This is a genomic window from Streptomyces sp. 891-h (assembly GCF_022760275.1).
Taxonomy (GTDB): Bacteria; Actinomycetota; Actinomycetes; order Streptomycetales; family Streptomycetaceae; genus Streptomyces; species Streptomyces spirodelae.
Window position 1 is genome coordinate 7,199,685 of sequence record NZ_CP050693.1, and the last position, 23,730, is coordinate 7,223,414.

Genomic DNA, 23,730 nt, shown 5'->3' on the forward strand with positions numbered 1-23,730 from the left:
GACGCTAGATCAGCCGACTTCCCATAGGAAGTGATTTATTTACTGGAGCTGACATAATGAATAGTTATGGCAAGGGATCTCGAGACCGCGCTGCTGCGGTCCTTCGTCACCGTCGTACGTGAGGGCAGCATCAGCCGCGCCGCGACTGCGCTCGGGCACACCCAGCCCGCGCTCAGCCAGCAGGTGCGCAAGCTCGAGAGCGCCGTCGGTCGTCCGCTGCTCCACCGTTCGCCGTCCGGCGTCACGCTGAGCCGGGCGGGCGAGGAGCTCCTGCCGTACGCCCAACGGATACTCGCGCTCTCCGCGCAGGCACTCACCGAGGCCGGGCGCGCGCTGACCGGCCGCTGCGGCGTCGGGCTGCTCGAGGACCTCGCCGCCTCGCAGCTTCCGCAGGCCCTCGCCGATCTCGCCCGGCTGCACCCCGGAGCGAGACTGGAGGTGCTCAGCTGCTCGAACGCCGCGATGAGGGAGGCGTACGACGAGGGCCGCGTCCAACTCGTGCTCGACGAGGTGCCGGACCTCCCCGGGCCGCCGCGCTGGACGGTACGCCGCCCGCTGGCCTGGGCGATCGGCCAGGGCGTGGACGTCGCTGCCGATCCGCTGCCGGTGGTGCTGTTCTCGGGCACGTGCTCCTGGCGTACGTCCGTGCTGGAATCGCTGGAGTCCGCCGATCGCCGCTGGCGCGTGGCGTTCGAAAGCAACAGCCTGGTGGGTGTGCTCGCCGCGGTACGGGCAGGGCTCGGCGTCGCCGCGCTCCTGCCCACGAACCTCGAACCGGCCATGGCCTGCCACGACACGGACGCGCTGCCCTCGTTGCCGGACATCGAACTCGGCCTCGCACGGCACCCGCGCAGCGAAGGCGACCCGCTGATCGATGCCGTGGAGACCGCGCTGCGCCGCACGATCTGAGTTCCCGACCGGCCGGCGCACCGGTCCGGCCCGGCTCGCGGCTGCGGTCCAGCGCGTCAGTCGGCGTCCGAGGACGTCCACTCGACGAGCTGGACGACGACGCCGTTGGGGTCGGTCGTCTGGAAGAGCCGCTCGCCCCAGGGCTCTTCGCGCAGCGGCATGGTGATGGGCGCCCCTTCGCCGCGCAGGCGCTTCTCCTCGGCCTCGATGCCGGTGACGGTGAAGGCGAGGATCAGCCCCTGGGCGCGCTGGTCGCGCTGGTCGGGAGGGAGGACCTCTATCCCCCGGGCGAGGAGGACGAGGTCGGCGGCCACGTCCTGGCGGGAGAGCGCGGCGAATCCGTCGGCTTCCGCAGTGACCTGGTAGCCGAAGTGGGTCACGAAGAAGTCGCGGCTGGCGGCCACGTCCTCGACGGTGAGGGAAACGGTGGTCGTGGAGATGTGCACGGGACTCCTGGGGTGTTCGAGGCGTTAGGGCAAGGCAGATGAACCGCCGCCCGGTCAAGGGAAGTTACGCTGGGCGTAAAATTACTTCTGACGACTCCACGCGTCAAGAGTATTTTTACGCTTGTGGTAAGTTTTTCTCATGGGTACCGAGACGGCGGGCCTCCGTGAGGCCAAGAAGCAGGAGACCAGGCAGCTCATCTCCGACCACGCGACCCGGCTGTTCCTGGAGCAGGGCTTCGAGGACACGACGATCGCCGAGATCGCCGACGCGGCCCGGGTGGCCAAGAAGACGGTGACCAACTACTTCGCACGCAAGGAGGACATGGCGCTCGACCACCAGGAGGCGTTCGCAGGCGCGTTGGCCCGTACGGTCGCGGACCGGGCGCCCGGCGAGTCCGCGCTGGGAGCGCTGCGACGGGCCTTCGGCGAGGACGTCGGACGACGCAGCCCGGTGGCGGGCTTCTCGGGGTTGCCGTTCGCCAGGATGGTCGCCGACAGCCCCACCCTCACCGCACGCTTGCGTGATCTGCACGACCGGCGGGAGGAAGAGCTGGCCCGAGCGCTCGCGGAGGCGACCGCAGCAGCACCCGAGGACATCACCCCGGCCGCGGCCGCTGCCCAACTCGCCGCCGCCCACCGGCTGCTGTTCGGCCGTATCCAGGAACTCACCCTCGCCGGTCACCCTGTCGACGCCGTCGCCGAGTCGGTCGTCCAGGACGCGGAGCGGGTCTTCGCGATGCTCGAACCAGCCCTCGACGGCTATGCGGTGGCCCCACCCGCCGACTGACCGCATCGGCTGCCGACGGCCAACGGGACGCCGGTGCGCCGGCTCTGGGCGACGGATGCGGGCGAATCGCTGCTCCGGGCCGCTTCCATGGGAATGGTCGGCGGGCCAGGGGTGGTGGGGCGCCCGGTCGGAGGGCTGTAGCCGGGCAGACGGAGGGTGCCCCAGGTGTAGGGATCGGCCTGGGCGCTGCCGAAGGTGGACCAGCCCAGGCGGGACTGGCCGGTGCGGTCCTGGGTGTCTGAGTCGTAGACCATGATGTTGCCGGTCATGGCAGCGGGGTCGGCCGCCGTCGGCAGGTCGGCCAGCGCGATCTTCATCTCGACGGTATAGCCGGTGTACGGCGCCTGCACCGCGGTGGCCCAGCGCATCCCGGGGGCGGTCCGGATGGCCGGACCCTGGTGGTGGTCGGCGTCGCGACCCGCGCAGGGCCCGCCGTCGGAGGTGAAGGGCAGCACGGCCGCCTTGAACGTCGTGGAGGTGTCCTGGGCGGTGCCACGCGGATCGAGGGCGATCTCGACGGAGTCGGTGCGCCAGTGACGCTTGCAGTCGTTCCGGTCCAAGGCGCTGCCCTTGGCGTCGTCCTCCACCTCGACCAGGACGTAGAGGTCATCGCCGTGGCGGGACATCCGCGCTGTGGCCGAGCAGTCCCGCGCGGACGCGCACTTGTCGCCCTGCCAGTGCGTCAGGGGAACGGTCTGGCCCGGGTATTCCCCGGCGCTCTCGCGGCCGTCCAGACGGGGCGGACGGGAGGTGGCCGGGACGGTGGTGGACGGGCGGGCGGGGTAATCGGGCTGTGCCCGGTTGGCCAGCCAGGGCATGCCGACGCGGTCGGCCCAGGCTGCGAACTCCGCATACACCGGCCGCAGTCCCTGCTGCCGGTGCACCGGCGCGGTCAGCGGCTTGCCGTGCTCGGCGAGGACGGAGAACCAGTCACAGCCCATCTCCTTGCGCGGAGTCGTGACGGTGGCGGGCAGGGACGCGAATCCCTGTGTGCGGTAGAGACGTGCGGCGTTGCGTTCCTGCTGTGCCCAAGTGGTGCCGTTCCGCCGTGACCAGGCTCCCTGCCACGCTCCCAGCTGTGGCAGCCCGGTAACCGGGTCGCGCAGCTTCGCCCTGGCGCAGCCGGGCCCCTTCGGGCCTTCGAACGACCAGTTCTGGGTCAGCAGCCGCGCGGGGCGCCAGGGCCGGTACCCCTCCTTGCTGATCTGCTCGGGGAAGGCACGCGGATTGCCGGCGAGGCGGAAGGCTTCGATGGCCATACGGGCCGACAGCTGGTGGGCGCCGTGCTGGTTGAAGGGACGCGGGTCCATGGTGACCACGGTCCGGGGAGTGGTCGCCCGGATGAGGCGCACCAGCCGCTCCAACGTGTCCGCCTGCCGAGGCGGACCGTCCCAGACCTTTTCGGTCAAGGGCGCCGACAGCGTGTACCAGAAGTCCGGCTTGTCGAGGTAGTACACGTTCTTGATACGGGCGACGGCGACCGCCTGCCGCTCCTCGCCCTCCCGGATCAGCCCGAGAGCCGCACCTTCCTCCGGGCCGACCGCGTTGCCACCGCCCTCGCCGCGCGTAACGGTCGCCACGCCGACGCTCAGCCTCCGCTTCTCGTTCCACTGTCCGAACGTGGACAGCGACTGGAACTCGTCATCCGGATGCGCACCGACGAACAGAACGTCGTTGTGGGCCCGGTTCCGCACGTGCGGTGCGGCACCGTCGGACGCAGCCGCGACCGCTTTCGCGTCCGGCAGCGGCCCCACTGCCTGGCCGAGCAGCAGACTTGCAGCCGCCACAGCAACCCCCAGGGCCCTTCGGGCAATACGGTGGGCAGGGGCAGCTCGACGCTGCTGTGCATGGCGTTGCTGTGCACGGCGCTGCAGCGGTGCGAACACCCCGCGGATCCTCGTCATCCCGCCGAACTCCTCACCGAATCACCGAATCACCGAATCACCGAAATGGCCACCGGACACCAGTCCGTAGCATGCCCGGCCCGGACACCCAGCACCCTGCCACCGGCGCTTCATCCCCAAAGGTCTGGCACTCGGCGGATCAGCGGCCGGTCGAGCCGTCGATCAGTTCCCGGAGGATGTCCGCGTGGCCCGCGTGGCGGCCGGTTTCCTCGATCATGTGGGTGAGCGCCCAACGGACGCTGGGTCCTGACCGCCCCGGCTGTGGCCGCAGCCGAGTCACCGGCGCGCCCGGGTCGGTGCACCCGTCCAGGATCGCGTTCGCACGCTCGACCGTCTCCCGGTAGCGGGCCACGACATCGGCCACGCTGTCCTCAGGTGCGGCCTGGAATGTCGCCTGCCAGTCGCCGACCTGGTCGCCCAGAAACATCGAGCGCTCCACGAACGTCAGATGGTTGAGGAGACCGAGCAGATTCGTGCCCGAGGGCACCGCGGCCGTGCGCGCCTGCTGCTCCGGCACTCCGTCGAGCTTCGCGGCGACGGAGTTGCGCAGATAGTCGAGGAATCCGCGCAGGACCTCGGCCTCGCTGTTTCCGGTCCGGGGCGGCGGGCTGTCGCTGCGGCGCTCGCGGCGCGGGGTACTGGACAAGAGGGATCGCCTTTCTTCGTCGGGGCCAGCGTCGGACGCCGGGTCACGCGGTACGGCGGATGAGCAGGACGTGGTCGGTGACCTCGGCGGTGCGCCCGCCGGGTCCGGTCGCGATCCGGCGGGGTGCGTCGGCCCGTTCGACCGTCCATGCCTCCGGGTCCAGAGCGATACCGGCGGCGACCTCCCGCGGGCTCGGGTACCGGATGTCGGGGTCCTGGTTCCAGGACCACGGCGCCGTCGAGCCGTGGTCGACGACCAGCAGCCGTCCGCCCGGACGCAGCGCGTACGCGGCCGAACGCAGCACGGTCGCGCGGTCCAGGTGGAAGGGGGTGTGCAGGTAGTGGGCGGAGACGAGGTCGAATCCGCCCGCCGGTGCGGCCGGGAAAGACCGGTGCAAGTCGTGCCGTACGGGGGTGATGTCGTCGCTCAGGCCGTGCGCGCGGGCGAGGGCGGCGAGCCGCTCGACCGCGACGGCCGAGATGTCGGTGGCGGTGACGTGCCACCCCTGGCCGGCGAGCCACAGCGCGTCTCCGCCGTTGCCGCATCCGAGGTCCAACGCGTCACCGGGCGGCAGGCCCGGCACCGTCTCGGTGAGCAGGACGTTCGGGCTCGGCTTGTCGGCTGTCGCGGGGCGGGCCGCGTAGACGCTGTCCCAGAACGCGACTGCATCGCTGGTGTTCATCAAGACTCCTCGTGCCATGGATGTCGGTGTCGGAATGCGCGCAGTCTTGTCAGGACCGGCAAGACCTGGCACGGAATCTTGCGGTAATGGCAAGGTGGCCTCATGGACCGCTCCACGGACGACACCGTGCTCGACGCGGTGGGGCCGCGGCTTCGTGCACTGCGCCGTGACCGTGGCATCACCCTCCTCGAACTGGCGGCGACGATGGGCGTGTCGGAGAGCACGCTGTCCCGGCTGGAGAGCGGGCACCGTCGGCCGAGCCTGGAATTGCTGCTCCCGCTGGCCCGTATCTACGACGTCCCGCTCGACGACCTCGTCGGCGCGCCGGGCACCGGTGACCCCCGCATCCACCTCAAGCCGGTCAGCCGGTTCGGAATGACCTTTGTGCCGCTGTCCAGGCGGCCGGGCGGCGTACACGCCTTCAAGATGATCATCCCCGCCCGGCCTGAACCTCTCGAACCGGCCCCGCAGACCCACGAGGGCTTCGAATGGCTGTACGTGCTCAGCGGGCGCCTGCGGCTGGTGTTGGGGGAGCACGATCTGACGCTGCCGCCCGGCGAGGCAGCCGAGTTCAACACTTCTCTGCCGCACTGGCTGGGCAGCGCGGACGGTGGCGCGGTCGAGCTTCTCATCCTGTTCGGCCTGCAAGGGGTGCGTGCTCACGTACGCACCGACCCGGCCCGGCCGCCTCAGGCCGAGTCCGGGTGACGAAGATGCCCGGGAGACGTACTCCTCGTCTTGGAGGGAGGCTTCCGGGGCACGCCTGATCCAGGCTCCACACCACCGGAGGAAGCGAACGGGTCGGCGGTAGGGAAACGGTCACACGAGGACGAGCAACTCGACCGGGAGAGATATATCTGGATTTCGTGGGTAACGGGGCGAAGTACGGCGAATCAGTCCTCTATGACATATGCATCCGAAACGTCCCGTGTTGCTGCTGGTCTTGGTGGGCGGCTCTTCATCGTCTGCGATCTCCTGTGCTCTGCGGGACCGATGTGAGGGGATTCCACGCCCATGCATCTCGCCCACGCGCCAGCACCCGTCGTCGTGTTCGCGGACATCGCCGTCATCCTGCTGTGCGGGATCGCCTTCGTTCCCCTGTGCAGAAGGCTGCGCCAGCCGGTCATCGTCGGCGAGATCGCCGTCGGTATCCTGCTCGGTCCGAGCGTCCTGGGCCAGTTGCCCGGCGACCTGCCCAGCCTGCTCTTCCCCGACGCGGTCCGCCCCTACCTGGGCGTCATCGCCGACATCGGCATCGTCTTCTTCCTGTTCGCCGCGGGGTGGGAGCTCGACCTCGGAGCCCTGCGCGGACGGGGGCGAGCGGTCGTGGGTGTCTCCGTCTCGGCCATGGCGCTGCCGCTGCTGTGCGTGGCCGCCACCGGCTACGCGGTCCAGGCCCTCCACCCCGCACTGCTCGCACCCCACGTCCCCCCGCTGATCTTCTCGCTGTTCGTCGGCACCGCCCTGTCCATCACGGCCTTCTCCGTGCTCGTCCGTGTCCTGCACGAGACCGGGCTGCACACCACACGGGTCGGCACCACGGCCATCGCAGTGGCGGGGCTCGGAGAGATCTTCGCCTGGTGCGGTGTCACCGCCGTCACCGCTCTGGGCAGCACCGGCGGTTCTGACCGGATCGCCCGGACCGCGGTCGAACTCGCCGGCTACACACTCGTCATGGTCTTCGTCGTACGGCCCTTGTTGCGCCGTCTCGCCGACCGGATGGACCTCGTCCGACACCACTCGCTCGCTTTCGCCACCGTCTGCGCCGGGCTCTTCCTCTCCGCGAGCGCCACCGCATGGATCGGCGTCCACGCGGCCTTGGGCGCCTTCGCCTTCGGTGTCGCCATGCCGCGCCTGGATGCTGCCGCCAGGGCCGGTCTCGTGGCGCCCCTGCAGCAGATGGGGTCCATTCTGTTGGCGGCCTTCTTCGTGGTCACCGGCCTCTCCGCCGACCTGACCACACTCAGCGGCCTCGGCTCGCTGAGCGCGGGATGTCTGCTCCTCGCCGCATGGGTGAGCAAGTTCGCGGGAGCAGCGCTTGCCCACCGCTTCTTCGGCGGCACCTGGCGAGAGGCGGGAACGATCGGTGTCCTGCTCAACTGCCGCGGTGTGACAGAACTCGTCGTCCTGGCCATCGGCCGTCAGGCCGGGCTGATCGGGGACAAGTTGTTCACCATCCTCGTCCTGATCGCGCTCCTGACCACCGCCGCCGTGACCCCACTCACCCGTCTGCTCAGCCCCCAAACGGGGGCCAGGCCCCCACGGTCACCCCTGCCCGCGCCGAGGCCGCCTCACAAACAGTCGTCCGGCTCCATGTGATCCGGGGCCGCACCGGGGCGACACCGTCGCATGCGGGGTGTCGGAAGGCTCGTAAGAGTTGACAGCTGATCGCCGGTATGTGGCCGGAAAGCACGCTGGTTGGCCGACCTGAGCGAACGAGCCGGCCAGCCGGCGGTCACGTCGGCACGGGCTGCCGTCGACCTCACGTCGTCGACGCCGGCGCGGCGCAAGCCTCGGCAATGGCCTGTGTGTCCCAGTAGAACGGGCGAACCTCGCTGATCAGCCCGTCCTTGACCGCGATCGTTTGCAGAATCGGGAAGCCGAGTTCGCGGCCGGTCGCACGAGCGCGAGCGCGAACCTGTGTGAGCACGACCGCAGTCTCTCCGGCGGCGAGAAACTCCTGTTCCACCATGTCGAACGACTCCCACACCCCTCCCATCGTGAGGAAGAACTGCTCCATGCCGCGGTGCCCACGCCAAGTACCGCCATAGGGCAGAGCAGCTGCTTGATGCAGTTCGACATCCGGCGCGAAGAAGGGGGCGAGCAAGTCGAATGAAGCCCTGCCAGGGCCTCCTGCGGCCAAGTACTCCGCCTCAGCCGCATACATGCCGGTGAGGACTGTCATTGAGTCCGTAGTGGAAGACATCGTCATGCCGCCAGCCTGTTCCTCGCGGAGTGATCTTGCTGGCGGCAATCAGACGTCGTTGTGCGGCGCGGTCGGCACTCCCGCCACACGTCCCAGGTGCTCGTGTGTGACCGTATGGTAACCATCGTGCGCCTGGAGTGACGTTGACTCGGACGTTCGGTGGGCAAAGAGTGATGAGGGGACAGCCTCGGTGAGGGGCGTGACGGACAGGGGGGCATGGTGGACGAGGCGGGGCACACAGCGCAGGGTGGATTTGCGGTACCACCGCCGCCGAACAGGCCGCCGACCATCGGCTTGCCGCCCGACAGAGGGCGTGCCGCCCTCGTGGGGCTGTTGAATCTGTGCGGGCTCGGTCTGGGATACGCGGCACTGCGCCACTGGTGGTCCGCGGCGGCCTGTTGGGCGGCGACGGCCGGGCTGCTGGTGGTTGCCCTGCCGGTCGACAGCGACGGCATACCCGGCTGGATCACGGCCGGATACGCGCTCGTCCTGCTCGCGGCAGCGGCGGACGGCGCCCGCCGCGGGCTGCGCACCGGACTGGCGGGGGTGCCGCGCTCGCGGCTGGCCCTTCCCTTGGCTGTGGTGCTGGTCGCCGTGCCGGTGACGGGAGCGGTCGGCTATGACGCGGCACAGGACGAAGCCGTCGAGAAGGAACTGCTCAAGCGTCTCGACCGGGCGGATTCCGGAGTGAGAAAGGCGTCGAACGGAAGCTTCACCTCGGCCCAGGGCGCATACCGCGAGGCCCTGCGCGTCTATGTGAACCTCCGTACCGAGCATGGCGGAACGCGCGCGGCCGAGCGCGTTCCCGACCGCCTCCGCGACTTCTACACGAGAGTGGGAGCCCCCTACGAACAGGCGGAGTTCTGCGACGCGGTGCGGCCGCTGAAGTACCTCCGCGGTCTGCGGCGCACCGTGGACGACAAGGTGCTGGGCAAGCTCGCAACGTGGCCCGACAAGCGGCTCGCCCATTCCTGGTACGAGTGCGGTATGCGGAAGCTGGAGGGGTCGGCCTCCTCCGGCTCCAGCGGCTCCTCGTCCCCGAAGGGTGCCAAGGCGAGCGCCCGCCATCTGAATGACCTGATGAAGACGTTTCCCGACTCGCGGTACGCCACCAAGGTGAAGCCCGAGCTGGATTCGCGGATCTCCAGAGGGGTCGAGAAACTCGACGGGGATGCGCCCTGCAGTGTCGCCACAGAGCTCAGCCGTATCCGCAGCACGGTCCGGGCGCTGCCGTCCGACACCGCGTCGGCACTCCGTTCGGATGCCCAGAAAGCCGTCGAGAAGGGCGACTACGCGTGCGGAGTCGACCGGTTCAAGGACAAGAGATTCCTCCTGGCGAAGCTCCGGCTGTCGCGGTTCTCCACTCTCTACGCGGACAGCCCGCTGGCCGACCGTGCCAAGGACATCGCCATCGCCGCGGAAATCGCCCAGCAGCGGGCCGCGGCAGGCAAGCGACTGCCCAGGGCGAAGGCGCCAGGAGGAGCCCGGCAGACGATGACGGTCAGCAACGGCGGCCCGGGAGAGGTGGAGATGCTCTACACCGGCCCGGTCACCGGGAGCATCACACTGAAGGAGTGCCCGGAGTGCCGCACGTTCTCCAGCCGGTCCGAGGGCCGGGCGAAGGCATGCAAGCGCTCCTCGGTGACGTATCCGAGCACAACGCTGCGGCTCCCCCCGGGTGAGTATCACTTCCTGTACAAACGGAAGAGCTCGACCGGGTCCTCAGCCCTCAGCCCTCGTCGGAACAGCGACACCAAGACCATCCGCCCCGCACACCGGTACACGAGCTGTCTGTACGTGACCAAGTCGTCCCTCCCGTTCACCGAACCAACGCGCTAGGCGTATCGACCACGGTCGCGGTCGGGGCGGGCATCGCCGGGTGGTACTCCCGTCCCACTGTGACGCAGGCCACATGTAGTTCCTGTCAGCAATCGGGGCGCTGTTTCGCTCAACTCAGCGGAACCAAGCGAACCGACAGGAGCGGAACATGAAGCACCGCATCGTCGTCCTCGGAGCCGGCTATGCCGGGGCCTACGTGGCCGGAAACCTGGCCCGTCGGCTGTCCCCCGAGGACACCGAGATCACCGTGGTCAACGCCGACCCGGACTTCGTCCAGCGGCTGCGGCTGCACCAGTTCGCAGCCGGTCAGGAGATCGAGACCCCGAAGCTGGCCGATGTCTTCGGGGGCACGGGGATCCGGCTGCGCGTGGCCCGGGTCACCGCCCTCGATCCCGAGCGCCGGGTCGTCACCGTGGCCGATGCCCACGGTGGCGGCGAGCTCGGCTACGACACGCTGTGCTACGCGCTCGGCAGCCACGTCGCCGACGGCGGCGTCCCCGGCGTGCCCGAGTACGCCTTCGACGTCACCGGCCGGGCAGCGGCGCTGCGCCTGCGCGAGCGCCTGGACAGCTTGGACAGCGGGGACGGAGGCGGGAGCGTGCTGGTCGTCGGCGACGGGCTGACCGGAATCGAGACCGCCACCGAGATCGCCGAATCCCGGCCCGGCCTGTCGGTGACACTGGTCGCCCGCGGCGAGCTGGGCGCCCGGCTCTCCGCCGGAGCCCGCGGCCATCTGCGCCTGGCCTGCGACCGGCTGGGCATCACCGTCGTGGAGCACACCGGTGTCGAAGCCGTCGAAGCGACGCGGGTGCTGTGCGCCGACGGCACCGCCCTGGCGTCCGACGCGACCGTCTGGGCGGCCGGGTTCGCGGTGGCCCCCATCGCCGCCGCCGGCGGGCTGGAGGTCACCGACGACGGTCGAATCGTCGTCGACCGCACCATGCGGTCGGTCTCGCACCCGGACGTCTACGCCGCCGGGGACGCCGTCCACGTGATCGGTGACAACGGCCGGCCGCTGCCGATGTCCTGTGCTTCGGCGGGCTACACCGGCAAGCAGGTCATCGCCGCGGTCGTCGGACAGCTGACCGGCCGCAAGATCCCCCAGATCAAGCTGGCCTACGTGGGCAACCACATCAGCCTCGGGCGGCGGGACGGGATTCTGCAGCCGGTCGACGAGGAAGCGCGGGCAAAGCCGCGGTACGTGGGCGGCCGGAAGGCCGCGCGGATCAAGTCCGGCATCCTCAAGGGCGCGCTGTGGGCCACCTCGCACCCGACCTTCGGCCTGCCCAAGCGCAGGCTCCGCGCGGCCGCCGCGCCGGACACATCCGTCGGGAGGTCGGACGGAAGGCCGGAAGCGTTCGCCGAGAGGGCTGACTCACCCGCCCAGAGGCAGGGCTCACCCGACCACAGGTCGGACACACCTGCCGAGAAGTCCGGCCCCACCGCCGGGAGGCCCGAATCCTCCGCCGAGACAGCGGTCGCGTAGCCGCTTAGGGTGATCCGCGTGGACAGCACCGCCACTGATCGCTTCGACATCAGTCGGTTCGAGGCCAGCCGGAACCGGCTGGCCTCGCTGGCGTACCGACTGCTGGGCTCCGCCGCCGATGCCGAAGACGCCGTGCAGGATGCGTTCCTGCACTGGCAGGGAGCCGACCGGCAGCGGATCAAGGTGCCGGAAGCCTGGCTGACCAAGGTCGTCACCAACCTGTGCCTCGACCGGCTCCGCTCGGCACAGGCCCGCCGCGAACGCACCGTCGGCGCCTGGATGCCCGAACCGCTCCTGGACGGCGACCCGATGCTCGGCCCGGCCGACACCTTCGAGCAGCGCGAATCGGTCTCCCTGGCCGTACTGACCCTCATGGAACGCTTGTCACCCCTCGAGCGGGGCGTCTACGTCCTGCGGGAAGCGTTCTCCTACAGCCACGCCGAGATCGCCGAGATCCTCGACGTCACCGAGTCCGCAAGCCAGCAGCACCTGCATCGGGCCCGGCGCCGCATCACCGCCGCACGCGGCCGCGGCGGGGAGGTCGACCCCGCGTCCGCCCGCAGGATCGTCGCGGAGTTCCTCGCCGCTGCCACTTCGGGCCGCACCGAACGGCTGGTGGCGCTGCTCACCGACGACGCGACCGCCGTCTCCGACGGCGCCGGTCTGACCGAGAAGCTGCTGCGGTACGACACCCCGCAGCGCATCGCCGCTGTCGCACGTGCCGGCTTCAAACCCACCTCCGCGAAACGGCGGTTCGTCGGTGGCACGCCCGCCATCCACTACGCGGTCGTCAACGGCGCCCCCGCCATCCTCGCCGTTGTCGGCGACCAGGTCTTCGGTTCCGTGACGTTCGACCTCGTCAACGGCAGGATCGCAACCGTGCGCGGTATCGCGGCCCCCGCCCGTCTGGGCCGCCTCACCGAAGCCTGGCGGCAGCACGAACCGGATGCGCCGCTCATCGCCGAGTGGTGACCTGACGCGACCGCGGCCCGGGTGCCGTCCGGGCGCGCGGCGAGGGCGTGCCGGAGTTCGGCGCTGTCGAGCGTGGCCAGGTGGGCGGCGTCGCCGAGCAGGGGCACCCGGGGCGCCCGCTCCCACCGGTGCCCAGCCGTCGAACTCCTGAGCGATCCGGGCGGTCGCCGCGGCGCCCGGGTGCCGGGCATCGGCGTCGAACAGCCATGTCTCGACGACGACCGCTGCCGTCGCCGGGACAAAGTCATACGAGCGCGGGATCTGGCCTTTCGAGTCGGCGGGCCCTCCACTTCGCCGCAGTGGTCAGCGCAGCGCCGTGCGGGTGAATGTCCTGCGGGCCCGGGTGAGTCCGCCGAGTGCCATGGGGCGTACGGGCGGAACATCGCACTTACCATCCGGCCCGAGTAGCGAACAGTCAGGAGACGTGATGGGCACTTTCACCAGGAATTTCGGACGGCTGGCAGGGGTGGGCGCGGTGTGCGCGGCCGGCCTGTTGTTCGGCGGCGCGGGTCTGGCGTCGGCCGAAGCGCCGATGCCCGGGACGACGACGGCGCACACGTTCACGGAAAGCGGCGGGTGGTCTGGCGACACCTCGGACAATGACAACCTCCGGATTCGGGAACTCTCCCCCGTGGCCAGTGCGATGGACGCGGTCAAGTGGGCGGAGAGCTCCGGCCGGGCGGTTGCCGGGGCTGTGTGATCGCGAAGCTTCTGCGTCGGCAGTGCGGCGGGGCCCAGCGAGGCGGAAACCCGCAGGGCCCCCGCGGCCTGTCGCGCCTTCCGAGCCCCATGTTGGAAGCTCACCGGCGCCGGCCGGCGCTCCGGCGCTGTGCGGGGGAGTGCTGAGCTTCCTTCGGGATCGCCGACTCAGGGCTTGCGTGCGACTCCGCCGTAGGCGGCGATCTTCGGCCGCTCTCCGAGCTCGGCTGACTGGGGCCGCCATTCGACGATGGGGACGAAGCCCGGGTCGAGGAGTTCGAAGCCGTCGAAGGCGGCGCGGATCTGGTCCTGGGGGCGCGGGTAGTAGGGAGCCCCGCCGGTCTTGGCGTATTCCTCGCAGAGGGTCACATACGCCTGGCTGTCGGTGGTGCCGTCCCAGAGGACCAGGTGACTGCCCGAAGGCACCGAGTCCATGACGGTGCGCACGATGCGCAGCATGTCCTGGTGGGAGTCGGCATGGCCGAGCACGCCCATGAACATGACCGTGATGGGCTGGGTGAAGTTCAGTACGTTCCGGGCGTCGGCGACGATCTGTTCCGGGTCGTGGAAGTCGGAGTTGATGTAGCTCGTGACTCCCTCGTCGGAGGTATTGATCAACAGCGCCCGGGCGTGGGCGAGTACCAGCGGGTCGTTGTCGACGTAGACGACCCTGGACTCCGGTGCGGCACCCTGGGCGACTTCGTGGGTGTTCTGCATGGTGGGCAGGCCGGTACCGATGTCGAGGAACTGCCGGATGCCGACCTCGTTCGCCAGGTGGCGCACCGCGCGGATGAGGAACTGGCGTGACTGAACGGCCATGGTGGAGATGTCCGGGTCGATCTCCAGACACGCCTCCCCGACGGTGCGGTCGACCTCATAGTTGTCCTTGCCGCCCATCCAGTAGTTCCAGATCCGCGCCGAGTGCGGGATGTCGCTACGGATCGTCGGGTCTTGCGGGTTCGGCATTGGCGTTCAGCTCCTTGACGTTCATGGCAGCGGACGAGCGCCGTACACAGGGGTCTGCCGCGGGCATCCTCCAGCCCGCGGCGGCACCACCTCGGCAGGGCTACCGCACGTTACCCCGCGAACACGCGCTCCATGCAGCGTTGGGAATCTTTTAAGATTTATCAGCCGCCGAACGAACCGTCTCCAGGGCGGTGATGGCTGCGGCCGCGATCATTTCTCGGCCGCCGGGACGGCTTCGCGGGCCGGCTCGTCCACTGCGCGAAGGGGCGGCGGAGGGCTGTGGTCGCCACCGCCATGACCACCATCAGCGAGTACAACGTGCCGCCCAGAACGTGACCCGGCCCGCGCCGCGCAGCGGGCCCAGGCCCATCTCGCCCCCCGACGGTGAACGTGAACAGTCTGCGACTGCGTCACCGGGAGGGGTCTTCCTCGGCGCCCCGCGAGCCGTCGGCGGACGGCCGGTTGCCGGGGGCCAGGGGGCCGGGAGCCGGGGCCCCGGGGGCCGGGGTCCCGTCCTCGCTGGGCAGGACGACGCTGGCGGTTCCCTTGTTCAGGTCGATGCGTGTACGCGGCGGGGCGCCGTCGCCCTCCTCGTCGCGGAGCACTTCCTGCTGTTGCTGCTGCTTGAGTTCGACCAGCTTGTTGCCGTTGAAGATCAGGTTGAACTCGTCGAACGCGTGGCCGGTCAAGGGACGCCGTGAACTGCCCTGCCGGAAGAGGACGCTGCGCCCCTTGAAGAAGCGGCGCAGGACCAGTTCCGTCCCGCAGCTGATGAACAGCAACAACGCGAGCCCGGGGATGACGGCCTCGCTCCACACAAATGACATCGGATAAGCCTCCTGCTGACGTGCCGAGGCTATCCGCCGACCGGGGTCCGCTCGTCGGGGATCAGGTGTCCGTTCCGTCCAGTGCCGTCTCGAACCTTGCACGGCATGCCGTCCGTCCTCCTCCTGACAGGTGGGCTCGACCGGACCGCGCTCGTCGCGGCGCTGCAGGAACTCATCGACCGGCACGAACCGCTGCGCACGGTGTTCGTCAGCCAACGACGTGCCCGGACCGACCGCGAGGTTCCGGCGGCCGGGTCCGCTGAACTCTTCAGGGCACGCGCCGCCGAGGCCCCGGATGTGGAGCCGGACTTCGCTCGCGGCATGCAGCCGCTGCTCACGGGCCGGATCACGGAGATCGAGGTCGACTGGGGACGAACCAAACTCTCGGCGGTCGATTGGTGACCCAGGGCTGATTGGTGACCGACCTTGAACTTGTGAAGTAGTACGGATCGGACTATCTCCGTTTGGTGCCGAAGTCATGACACCGCAAGTGTTTGTGCGCTGCTATGCTTGTATGTCCACTGCTGATGGGGGAACATCGGCCGGACGGAGAGAATTTCGGGGCGACGCAAAACGGGGGTAAGGGTGTGCGCATCCGTGTGTCACGTTGGCGCGGGTCTTTTGCCGCCGGCTGGGCCGTAATTTTCGCTGGTTTGCATTTCTTCTGGGCCCTCGGCGGGGAAGTGGGACTGGACGTCTCCTCCGGTGAGCGACTCGCGAACGAACGGCCGGCCTGGTTCGTGGCCGGAGGGCTCTGGGGAGTGGGCCTCCTGTGTCTGATCGGCGCCGTGGTGGCGCTGGGGCTGCGGCGGCGCGGGGTCCGCGGGCGCCGATGGCACCTGCTCCGGCTGCTGGGCCTGGCGATCTGCGTGCTGCTGCTGTTCCGGGGGGTTCTCATCGAGGCGCTGCTCGTCCTCGGAGTCCCTGCCGTCGGTGAGGTCAGCGCAGCGCAGAAGTTCTGGACGCTCGCGGTCTGGAACCCTTGGTTCATTCTCGGCGGAGTGCTGTTCGGGCTTGCGGTGAGAAGCTTCAGCAGGGGCATGGTGGACCGCGTGGGAGCGGATACCGTGGCCACGCCGTAAGTGGTTGAAGGTACAAATAGGCTTCAGGTGAGTGTTTGGCAATTTCGGGGGCTTGCCCGGATGACGCCTGCCAATGCATCGGAATTTGTGCAGCAACTGCGAGAGCTCCGGCTACGCCTCAGGCGAACCTGGTCTGCTCTCCGCTGCGTTGGCCCCAAAGTGGTGACCATGCTGAACCGAGTAGCTGTCCTGTCCGACATCCACGGAGTCCTGCCGGCCTTGGATGCCGTGCTCGCAGAACCGGAGGTGAGCAGAGCCGATCGCATCGTTCTCACCGGCGACATCACCGCCGGTCCGCAGCCGTGCCAGGTTCTCGACCTGCTGGCCGGCCTCGGTGAACGGGTGGTCTGGATCAGCGGAAACGCCGACCGCGAACTCCTCGAGTACCGCAGGGGAGACCGGGACACCATCCCTGACCCGATCGCCCCCTGGGCCGCCGAACAGCTGAGCGAGGACCAGCTGAGCCTTCTCGGGTCCTTGCCGCACTCCCTCTCCGTCCCCGTGCGTGGCCTGGGAACGGTGCTGTTCTGCCACGCCACCCCACGGAACGACGAAGAGGTCGTTCTGGTCGACTCCCGCCTCGACCGTTGGGAGGAAGTCTTGGGCGGCCTCGACGCCGACATTCGCACCGTGGTCTGCGGCCACACCCATATGCCGTTCGTGCGCCTGGCGCACGGCCGACTGGTGGTCAACCCCGGAAGTGTCGGTATGCCCTATGGAAGAGCCGGAGCCCACTGGGCCCTCCTGGGCCCCGGCGTCGAACTGCGCACAACCGACTTCGACATCGAGGCCGCCACCCGCCGGATCACCCGGGAGTGCTCCTACCCCGACATCGCCGAGTGGGCCGACTATTTCCTGCACGCCCGCGCCACCGACGCGGAAGCGCTCGACGCCTTCGCCCCACGGGATGGACGCGACCAGACGCCGTGAGGGTCCATGCCGCTCGCCGGCAGGAGCGCGGCACATGAGCGCCGGATGCTGTCCGTACCGATGGGACGGGGCTGCCGGAGCAAGCTCTCAGTTGGGAGGGGCGTTCCGGATCGCGGCAATGTCGAACTGGAGGCGCACCTTCTCGCTGACCATCGAGCCACCTTCGGCCAGTTTGCTGTTGTACGTGAGGCCCCAGTCGGAGCGATCTATGGTGGTCGTACCGTCGAAGCCCGCGCGCTGGTAGCCGAACGGGTCCAGCACGTGGCCTATGTAGGTCATCTCCAGTACGACGGGCCGGGTCACGTCCTTGATGGTGAGGTTCCCTGCCATGCGGTAGGTGTCGCTGCTGATCGGCTGCACCTCTGTGCTGACGAACCTCATCTGCGGATAGTTGTCGGCGTCGAAGAAGTCACGGCCGACCAGGTGGGCGTCACGCTGTCCCACCCCTGTGTCGACGCTGGCCGTGGAAATGACAACCTCGGCGCGCGAACGGGACGGGTCGCGGCCGTCGAAGAAGAGCCGGCTCTGGTACTCGGTGAAGGACCCCCGCACGGTGGTCACCATGGCATGGCGTACGGAGAAACCGATCCGGCTGTGGGCCGGGTCGATGATCCATTCCCCGGTGAGCTCCTGCAGAGCCGGGTCGAGCACCGCGACATCCGTCCGGGGACTTCCGTATGCGGCAGTGTGGTTCGGGGGCTGGGTGGGCATTCCACGCCTGAACAGTTTCATGCTTCACCTGGCGACTCGTTGACGGGCAGTCCGGCAATGCTGCACCACCAATCGCCGTGCTCTCGCTCCGAATACGACCCCTATGGTGGGGATGGTCCAGTTGCCTCACGCGAAATCTTCACGTGATCGTCGTAACTCTTCCGGACTCTGCCGACGAGACCCGACCACCGGGGGAGGGCGAGCCGTACGACGCCGACAACATCGAGGAACCGCAACGCAGTTGGCCCCTTCCCACGAGAGCCGCATCAGCGACATCCGGTCGCCCGGGCGCCCGGCCGGCTGCGAGCAACTGGGCGGATGCCCGGGAGAGGAGTCCCCGCAGGGGGCTCAGACGAGGACGTTCTTGTAGAAGAGGTTGGAGCGGCGGTCGCCTGCGTCGCCTGACGCGAAACCCAGGAAGAGGCGCGACTGTCCGGCGTCAGTGCGGTAGATCGCCAGACCTTCGGGCTCGCGGAACGAGAGGGTGCTGCCGGCCTTGGTGAGGGTGGGGCCCTGCTTCACGGTGCCGGTGTTGAGGTCGACGCTGCTGAGGTAGGTGTTGCCAGGGTAGGGGTTCGACGAGGAGTAGGCGTTGCCCGTCATGAAGTACGCGTACGAGCCGTAGCTGGTGTAGCCCTGCATGGTGCCGGAGATCGACGGCTGCTTGAAGTGGGCCTTGGGCTTGCTGAAGTCACCGGAGCGCGCGTCGGCCAGGCTGAAGACGATGATGTGCTTGGCACCGTCGCTGTGGTACCGGACTGTCAGGTTGTTGTGGACGGGGTCGATGGAGCAGGTGTACTCCACAGCGCCGGGCACCGGTGAGTACTTGGTGATCGCCGCGGAGTGGTCGAGCGTGGTGCCGCCGCTGAACTTAAAGCGGGCCAGCCGTCTCCCGTAGCCGTTGGCGTTGGCGTCGACCTCGGTCCACAGGTAGCTGGACCCACCCACTGGTTCGACGCCGAACGCGACACCGTGGCCGAATCCCTTGAGGTGCATGAAGGTGGTGTAGCCGCCAGCGAAGTTCAGCTGGGTTATGCACAGGTCACCGGCCGACGAGGGGGAGCCGTTCCGGCGCTGCGCGACGAACAGCCGTTTGTTGACGCTGTCGAAGGCGAAACTCTGCTGCACCGTGTCGTCGTGCAGGGGCTTGTGCCGGTAGAGGTCGTACGACGGCTTGGTCAGGTCGAAGCGCCGAGTGACCGGCACAGCGGCCGAGGCGTTGCCGGAACCGGCCCCCAGGCCGAGTGCGGCCAGCCCGAGTCCGCCTCCGGTCTGCAGCAGCCCCCGGCGTGTCAGCGGCGTATGAGACATGGCATTCCCTCCGTCCTGCGTGCGCGTGCGAAGCGAAATGGCGTGTACAGGTCAAATCTAGGCCAATCGCGCCCGGGCGTCCTCTGGTTGGGGGAGATGGCTGCTGTGGGGCGGGGAGCGGCGCAACCTCGCGTCAGTGAAACCGGCTCCCGCCAGGTTGCCCGCCCGTCGTCCGGCGGGTCACGTCAGCGATGTGTCCCCGTACGACTCCAGCAGCTTGCGCAGCAGCCGCGCCAGCTCGTCGCTCTCCTCCCGGCTGAGCGCCGACAGCATCCGGACCTCGTTCTCCAGATGCTGCGGGAAGAGCTCGTCGCACAGCCGCATCCCCTCCTCGGTGAGCTGGATCTGCACCGAGCGCCGGTCACCGCCCTCCGGTCGTACGCGCTCCACCAGGCCCCTGGACTCCATCCGGTCGATGCGCCGGGTGACAGCCCCCGACGTGACCATGGACGCCTTGAGGAAGGCACCGGCGGTCATCCGGTACGGCGGGCCTGAGCGCCGCAGGGTGGTCAGGACGTCGAACTCGCCGGCCTCCAGTCCGTGTCGAGTGTCGAACTGGCGCAGCTCCCGTTCCAGGAACCGGGTGAGTCGCTGCACCCGGCCCACGACCCCCGAGGGCCAGGTGTCGAGGTCGGGGCGCTCGGCCTGCCAGAGATCCCTGATGGCGTCGACGGCGTCGGGCATGGCGGTCTCCTCTTTTCGGTCACTATCTGAACAGTCAGAGACTTGACGCTCAGCTACTGCTGATGCTCCTATGAGATGGAGCCTAGCGCGGCGACAGGCCGCGCCGATCGCTGACCGAGGGGTGGACCAGCATGAACGCGAACAACCGCACCGTTCTCGCCTTCTCCGGCAGTCTGCGGGCGGAGTCGTACAACACGGCCCTGCTGAACGCGGCCGTCAAGCACGCCTCGGGCGGGGTGGACTTCGACGTCTGGGACGGCCTCGGCCGGCTGCCGATGTTCAACCAGGATCTCGACGACGAGAACCCGCCCCGGGAAGTCGCCGAGCTCCGGCGGCGCGTGGCCGCGGCGGACGGCCTGCTCATCGTCACGCCCGAGCACAACGCTTCCGTCCCGGCCGCGCTGAAGAACGCGATCGACTGGGTCAGTACCCCTCCGGCCGGCGGCCTCCTGCCGGGCAAGCCCACCGCGATCGCAGGCGCCTCCCCCGGACCGTTCGGATCGGCACGCGGGCAGCTGGCACTGCGGCAGATCCTCACCAGCATCGGCGCCGAGGTCCTGGCCAAGCCCGAGGTGACCGTCTTCCGCTGCCATGAGCGGCTGGACGACAGCGGCAACGTCACAGACCGGACGACTCTCTCGCTGCTCACCCAGCTCACCGACACCCTGGCCGACCGCATCACGGCGCACTGAAGCTCATCGGCGCGGCCCGCGCCAACCCCCTCCGACACACGAGAAAGACGGAGTGATCCGCATGTCCCCACAGCGCGCTCACGCGCCCTTCGCCGCCACGGTGGCCGTGCTGTCCGTCGTCGCCATGCTCGTCATCGGGCAGTCGTTCATCACCATCCCGCTCATGCCGGAGCTCGGCCGGGCCTGGGGCGTGACGCCGGAGTCGGCGGCCTGGGCCACGACGGTCTTCGCCGTCACCTACGCTTTCGGCTCCCTGGCCGGTGGCCCGCTGTCCGACCGGTGCGGCCGACGCGCCATCCTGACCGGCTCCGTCGCCGCGCTGGCGGTGGCGACCACGCTGGTGCCCTTCGCCTCCGACCTCACCTGGGGGTTGACGGTACGGGCGCTGCAGGGGGTCGCGGCAGGTTCCTTCGTCCCCATGTCGTACGCCTATCTGGCCGAGCGGATACCGGAGCGGCGGCTGCCGCTCGCCCTCACCACCGTCGGTGCCACCGCGGGCGCGAGCGCCGTGGTCAGCCAGATCGAGGGGCAGCTGATCGGGGGGACGCTCGGATGGCGGGCGGTGTTCCTGATCTCCGCGCCGCTGCTCGCCGCCGGGGCCGTGGCCCTCTGGCGGGTGCTGCTGCCCGGACCGGCCCCCGATGCACCGGCCCCCGGCAGCGGCAGCGACGCGGTGGCCGGTCGCGGCATCAAGGTCCTCGCGTCGGCCCGCGTACTGCCACTGCTCCTCGTCGCCGTACCCGTGCTCGGCAGCCTCACCGCCGTCTACACCAGTGTGCAGTTGTACGGGCCCGCCGAGCTGGTGGGCGACGACGGCGCCATGCTGAGCCTGCGCGCCAGCGCCCTGCCTGCGATGCTCCTCGCCGTCCTGGTCGCTCCATGGCTCGGGCGCGTCCCCGCGCTGCGACGGGCCGCCGGCTCGCTCGGTGTTGCGGCGATCGGACTGATGGCCGCCGCGCCGGCCGGAGGAAACACGGTGGCGCTCGGCGTCGCACTGTTCGTCTTCGTCCTGGCCGTCTCCACCGTGGGGCCCGCCATCGTCCAGGCGCTGGGCGCCTCCGCCGGGGCCGCGGGCGCCTCCGCGATGGCCGTCTACGGCTTCCTGCTCAACCTCGGCTCCGGCGCCGGTGCCCAATTCCCGCTGCTGGTCGGCAACCTGACCGGAGTGGCCGTGAGCGTCGCCGTCCTTCTGGCGGCCGCAATCGGCCTGATCGCCGTGGCCTCCCGGGCCGCCGGACGGCAGGCGCGCACCTCGGTGGTCGCCGGATCCGCTGCGGGCCCGGGGCGGGTGACACCGAAGGATGCCGCACAGCGCTGAATACCTGAACCCCCGCCCGGCCGACCTCCGCGGAGGGGCCCGGGGGGTCGAAGCCGCCGGTTGACTTGAACCTCAGCTCCAGTGCGAGCCTTCGTTCCGCGAGTTACCGCCTTCACGGCGGCGCTGGGCGTGGGCGTGGACCTTCGCACGGTTGCCGCACGACGACATGGCGCACCACCGGCGCCGCCCGCGCGGGTTGAGGAACAGCCACCCGCAGTTGTGTCCGGGACAGGCGTTGATGCGGGGACGGTCGGGGGTGGTGAGCAGGGCGGCTGCGGTGTGTGCGACGGCCAGCAGAGGCAGCGCGAGGCCGGACCGGTCGGGGAGTTCCCAGCGGGCCATGGGTGCATCGGGGAGGCGGCCGGAGCCGGTGGAATCCGTCGGCGCCAGGGGGGCGAGTACGGCGGCGGCCGCGGCCCGTTCGGCGTGTGCGGCGACCGTGGCGAACGCGGCCCGGTCGGCGCGGTCGAGCAGGACCGCGTAGAGCGCCGTACGCAGTTCGCGCGCCTGATCGAGGACTTCGGCGGCCGCACTGCGACTGCGTCCCGCACGGCGGCGCAGTCGCTCGCACGCCTCATCTGTCGTCAGCCCGGCATGCATCGCCCAGACCGTGAAGTGGTCGTAGTCGGGCAGCCACTCCTGCCGTGGATGGGCCGGTTCCCCCCATCCCGCCCAGGTGTTGCAGAAATCCAGGGCCGGGTGCCCCCCGACGCCTCTCGGCAAGCGACAGCCTGCGACCTCTACCCAATGCACCGGGTCACCGTACTTGACCGCCCTCCGAACTAACCAGTTGACTCAGCCCTAATGGTTAGTCATGCGTCGTACACAGGAGGTCCCCGTGCGCTCACGGCTCATCACGGTCGCAACAGCCATCGTCTGTACCGTTCTGGGGGCGACCGCGCCCGCCTCCGCGCGCGACGCCACGTCCACGCCCCGGCCGGTCCCCGCCGCCGACCTGCCCGGCCCCATCGAGGGCCAGTTCGACCTCTCCGGTTTCGACCCCGAGCCGTGGCGGCCCTTCCGGCCGGGTGACATCACGTTGCCCGGCGGCGTCTACTGCCCCTTCGACCTCCACCTCCACCTCGTCGAGGACGAGGAGATGACCCGCGTCGACTCCCGTTACCCCGACGGGTCCGTCCACATCAACGAGTACAAGGGCAAGCTCGTCGTGGACTTCACCAACACCGACTCCGGCGTCACCGTCCGGCGTGACCTGTCAGGGCGGGGCGCGGAGGAGCTCCGCCCCGACGGCACCCGCAAAACACTCGGCGGAGTCGGCCCGTTCGGCGTGGGCTTCAAGAACACCGACGCCTACCCCGCCGGCTACTACGTCGTGGACGGCATCCACGTGACGACCTGGGACACCGCCGGGCGGCGGCACATGGCCGTGGCCATCGGCTCACAGGAGAACATCTGCCGAACCCTCGCCTGACCACGCGGAGCGGGCGAACTCCCTGCTACGGTGCATCGATGTCATCGGTCAAGCAGTTCCAAGTCACCTTCGACTGCGCGGAACCCGAGCGTCTCGCTCGTTTCTGGTGTGAGGTGCTGGGGTACGTCGTATCGCCGCCCCCGAAGGGGTTTACGACTTGGGACGAGTTCGACCGCTCGCGGCCGCCTGAGGACCAGGGTTCCTGGTTCGCGTGCAGTGACCCCACAGGTGTGGGCCCGCGGCTGTTCTTTCAGCGCGTTCCCGAGGGCAAGACCGTCAAGAACCGCGTACATCTCGACGTGCGGGTCGGCACCGGGCTCGTCGGGGAAGAGCGCCTGGCCGTGCTCGAGGCCGAATGCACACGACTGGTCGCGCTCGGCGCGGTACGCGTACAGCTCCTGTACGACGGCCATGATTCGTGCATCGTGATGCAGGACATCGAGGGCAACGAGTTCTGCGTCGACTGAGCGGCTTCCGTCGA

26 protein-coding genes and 1 pseudogene are annotated in these 23,730 nt (G+C 69.4%); 15 read left to right on the forward strand and 12 right to left on the reverse strand.

The features are described from left to right. The first annotated feature begins 66 nt into the window (after positions 1 to 66). Complete coding sequence (locus tag HC362_RS31935) at positions 67 to 909, forward strand: LysR family transcriptional regulator (protein ID WP_243087832.1); 843 nt, start codon at positions 67 to 69, stop codon at positions 907 to 909. A 56-nt stretch (positions 910 to 965) separates the two neighbouring features. On the opposite strand, the gene HC362_RS31940 is transcribed toward HC362_RS31935, so the two are convergent. Further along, positions 966 to 1,355 carry a VOC family protein gene (locus tag HC362_RS31940; RefSeq protein ID WP_243087833.1) on the reverse strand — a complete coding sequence of 130 codons (390 nt, stop codon included), beginning with the start codon at positions 1,353 to 1,355 and terminating at the stop codon, positions 966 to 968. A gap of 139 nt (positions 1,356 to 1,494) precedes the next feature. Here HC362_RS31940 and HC362_RS31945 point away from each other — a divergent pair, with 139 nt between their 5' ends. Beyond that, entirely contained in the window at positions 1,495 to 2,142 is a 648-nt protein-coding gene (locus HC362_RS31945) for a TetR/AcrR family transcriptional regulator (RefSeq protein ID WP_243087834.1), read from the forward strand. Here HC362_RS31945 and HC362_RS31950 read toward each other — a convergent pair. The 3 genes from HC362_RS31950 to HC362_RS31960 form a co-directional block, all read right to left on the reverse strand. Further along, positions 2,115 to 3,929, reverse strand: coding sequence for a sugar-binding protein (locus HC362_RS31950; RefSeq protein WP_279240158.1), 1,815 nt, complete (start codon positions 3,927 to 3,929; stop codon positions 2,115 to 2,117). The two genes, HC362_RS31945 and HC362_RS31950, sit on opposite strands and share 28 nt — an antisense overlap. Before the next feature lie 256 nt (positions 3,930 to 4,185). Then, a complete protein-coding gene (locus HC362_RS31955) occupies positions 4,186 to 4,692 on the reverse strand; it encodes a DinB family protein (RefSeq protein WP_243087835.1) in 507 nt (168 codons plus the stop codon). Between the two features lie 43 nt (positions 4,693 to 4,735). After that, the gene (locus HC362_RS31960) at positions 4,736 to 5,374 is read right to left on the reverse strand and encodes a class I SAM-dependent methyltransferase (RefSeq protein ID WP_243087836.1); all 639 of its coding nucleotides are present in this window, start codon (positions 5,372 to 5,374) and stop codon (positions 4,736 to 4,738) included. A gap of 102 nt (positions 5,375 to 5,476) precedes the next feature. On the opposite strand from HC362_RS31960, the gene HC362_RS31965 reads away from it, so the two are divergent. Next, positions 5,477 to 6,082, forward strand: coding sequence for an XRE family transcriptional regulator (locus tag HC362_RS31965; protein WP_243087837.1), 606 nt, complete (start codon positions 5,477 to 5,479; stop codon positions 6,080 to 6,082). A gap of 306 nt (positions 6,083 to 6,388) precedes the next feature. Beyond that, positions 6,389 to 7,693: a cation:proton antiporter gene (locus HC362_RS31970; protein WP_243087838.1), complete on the forward strand. Its 1,305-nt coding sequence runs from the start codon at positions 6,389 to 6,391 to the stop codon at positions 7,691 to 7,693. A 163-nt stretch (positions 7,694 to 7,856) separates the two neighbouring features. Here the strand turns inward: HC362_RS31970 and HC362_RS31975 are convergent, their stop codons facing one another. Then, positions 7,857 to 8,306, reverse strand: a complete 450-nt coding sequence (locus tag HC362_RS31975; RefSeq protein ID WP_243087839.1) for a nuclear transport factor 2 family protein — start codon at positions 8,304 to 8,306, stop codon at positions 7,857 to 7,859. Positions 8,307 to 8,624: 318 nt separating this feature from the next. Here HC362_RS31975 and HC362_RS31980 point away from each other — a divergent pair, with 318 nt between their 5' ends. The 3 genes from HC362_RS31980 to HC362_RS31990 all read left to right on the forward strand — a co-directional run bounded on the left by HC362_RS31980 (position 8,625) and on the right by HC362_RS31990 (position 12,597). Then, complete coding sequence (locus HC362_RS31980; RefSeq protein WP_243087840.1) at positions 8,625 to 10,139, forward strand: hypothetical protein; 1,515 nt, start codon at positions 8,625 to 8,627, stop codon at positions 10,137 to 10,139. A 148-nt stretch (positions 10,140 to 10,287) separates the two neighbouring features. Beyond that, positions 10,288 to 11,625 carry an FAD-dependent oxidoreductase gene (locus tag HC362_RS31985; RefSeq protein WP_243087841.1) on the forward strand — a complete coding sequence of 446 codons (1,338 nt, stop codon included), beginning with the start codon at positions 10,288 to 10,290 and terminating at the stop codon, positions 11,623 to 11,625. Positions 11,626 to 11,643: 18 nt separating this feature from the next. Next, positions 11,644 to 12,597 (forward strand): sigma-70 family RNA polymerase sigma factor, encoded by a 954-nt coding sequence (locus HC362_RS31990; protein WP_243087842.1) that lies wholly within the window; start codon positions 11,644 to 11,646, stop codon positions 12,595 to 12,597. Between the two features lie 2 nt (positions 12,598 to 12,599). Here the strand turns inward: HC362_RS31990 and HC362_RS31995 are convergent. Further along, positions 12,600 to 12,731, reverse strand: a pseudogene (locus tag HC362_RS31995) (FAD-dependent monooxygenase); the annotation flags it as partial. Between the two features lie 293 nt (positions 12,732 to 13,024). Here HC362_RS31995 and HC362_RS32000 point away from each other — a divergent pair. Next, the gene (locus HC362_RS32000; RefSeq protein WP_243087843.1) at positions 13,025 to 13,297 is read left to right on the forward strand and encodes a hypothetical protein; all 273 of its coding nucleotides are present in this window, start codon (positions 13,025 to 13,027) and stop codon (positions 13,295 to 13,297) included. A gap of 167 nt (positions 13,298 to 13,464) precedes the next feature. On the opposite strand, the gene HC362_RS32005 is transcribed toward HC362_RS32000, so the two are convergent. Beyond that, the gene (locus HC362_RS32005) at positions 13,465 to 14,262 is read right to left on the reverse strand and encodes an SAM-dependent methyltransferase (protein ID WP_243087844.1); all 798 of its coding nucleotides are present in this window, start codon (positions 14,260 to 14,262) and stop codon (positions 13,465 to 13,467) included. A gap of 410 nt (positions 14,263 to 14,672) precedes the next feature. Continuing rightward, a complete protein-coding gene (locus HC362_RS32010) occupies positions 14,673 to 15,089 on the reverse strand; it encodes a DUF6191 domain-containing protein (protein WP_243087845.1) in 417 nt (138 codons plus the stop codon). A gap of 105 nt (positions 15,090 to 15,194) precedes the next feature. Here HC362_RS32010 and HC362_RS32015 point away from each other — a divergent pair, with 105 nt between their 5' ends. From HC362_RS32015 to HC362_RS32025, 3 genes are all read left to right on the forward strand, one after another. Then, the gene (locus tag HC362_RS32015; RefSeq protein WP_243087846.1) at positions 15,195 to 15,491 is read left to right on the forward strand and encodes a hypothetical protein; all 297 of its coding nucleotides are present in this window, start codon (positions 15,195 to 15,197) and stop codon (positions 15,489 to 15,491) included. A 125-nt stretch (positions 15,492 to 15,616) separates the two neighbouring features. Continuing rightward, positions 15,617 to 16,171, forward strand: a complete 555-nt coding sequence (locus tag HC362_RS32020) for a DUF3995 domain-containing protein (RefSeq protein ID WP_279240159.1) — start codon at positions 15,617 to 15,619, stop codon at positions 16,169 to 16,171. 168 nt (positions 16,172 to 16,339) lie between these two features. After that, complete coding sequence (locus HC362_RS32025; RefSeq protein ID WP_243087848.1) at positions 16,340 to 17,101, forward strand: metallophosphoesterase family protein; 762 nt, start codon at positions 16,340 to 16,342, stop codon at positions 17,099 to 17,101. Between the two features lie 87 nt (positions 17,102 to 17,188). Here the strand turns inward: HC362_RS32025 and HC362_RS32030 are convergent, their stop codons facing one another. The 3 genes from HC362_RS32030 to HC362_RS32040 all read right to left on the reverse strand — a co-directional run bounded on the left by HC362_RS32030 (position 17,189) and on the right by HC362_RS32040 (position 19,807). Further along, complete coding sequence (locus HC362_RS32030; protein ID WP_243088904.1) at positions 17,189 to 17,812, reverse strand: YceI family protein; 624 nt, start codon at positions 17,810 to 17,812, stop codon at positions 17,189 to 17,191. A 348-nt stretch (positions 17,813 to 18,160) separates the two neighbouring features. Continuing rightward, positions 18,161 to 19,123 (reverse strand): teichoic acid biosynthesis protein C, encoded by a 963-nt coding sequence (locus HC362_RS32035; RefSeq protein WP_243087849.1) that lies wholly within the window; start codon positions 19,121 to 19,123, stop codon positions 18,161 to 18,163. A 180-nt stretch (positions 19,124 to 19,303) separates the two neighbouring features. Further along, positions 19,304 to 19,807 carry a MarR family transcriptional regulator gene (locus HC362_RS32040; protein WP_243087850.1) on the reverse strand — a complete coding sequence of 168 codons (504 nt, stop codon included), beginning with the start codon at positions 19,805 to 19,807 and terminating at the stop codon, positions 19,304 to 19,306. A 131-nt stretch (positions 19,808 to 19,938) separates the two neighbouring features. Here HC362_RS32040 and HC362_RS32045 point away from each other — a divergent pair, with 131 nt between their 5' ends. Together HC362_RS32045 and HC362_RS32050 are read left to right on the forward strand one after the other, a co-directional pair. Continuing rightward, a complete protein-coding gene (locus tag HC362_RS32045) occupies positions 19,939 to 20,499 on the forward strand; it encodes an NADPH-dependent FMN reductase (protein ID WP_243087851.1) in 561 nt (186 codons plus the stop codon). 61 nt (positions 20,500 to 20,560) lie between these two features. After that, positions 20,561 to 21,817, forward strand: coding sequence for an MFS transporter (locus HC362_RS32050; RefSeq protein ID WP_243087852.1), 1,257 nt, complete (start codon positions 20,561 to 20,563; stop codon positions 21,815 to 21,817). 72 nt (positions 21,818 to 21,889) lie between these two features. On the opposite strand, the gene HC362_RS32055 is transcribed toward HC362_RS32050, so the two are convergent. Continuing rightward, entirely contained in the window at positions 21,890 to 22,540 is a 651-nt protein-coding gene (locus HC362_RS32055; protein WP_243087853.1) for an ABATE domain-containing protein, read from the reverse strand. A gap of 115 nt (positions 22,541 to 22,655) precedes the next feature. On the opposite strand from HC362_RS32055, the gene HC362_RS32060 reads away from it, so the two are divergent. Together HC362_RS32060 and HC362_RS32065 are read left to right on the forward strand one after the other, a co-directional pair. Further along, the gene (locus HC362_RS32060; protein ID WP_243087854.1) at positions 22,656 to 23,249 is read left to right on the forward strand and encodes a hypothetical protein; all 594 of its coding nucleotides are present in this window, start codon (positions 22,656 to 22,658) and stop codon (positions 23,247 to 23,249) included. Positions 23,250 to 23,287: 38 nt separating this feature from the next. Next, positions 23,288 to 23,716, forward strand: coding sequence for a VOC family protein (locus HC362_RS32065; protein ID WP_243087855.1), 429 nt, complete (start codon positions 23,288 to 23,290; stop codon positions 23,714 to 23,716). Positions 23,717 to 23,730 lie beyond the last annotated feature (14 nt).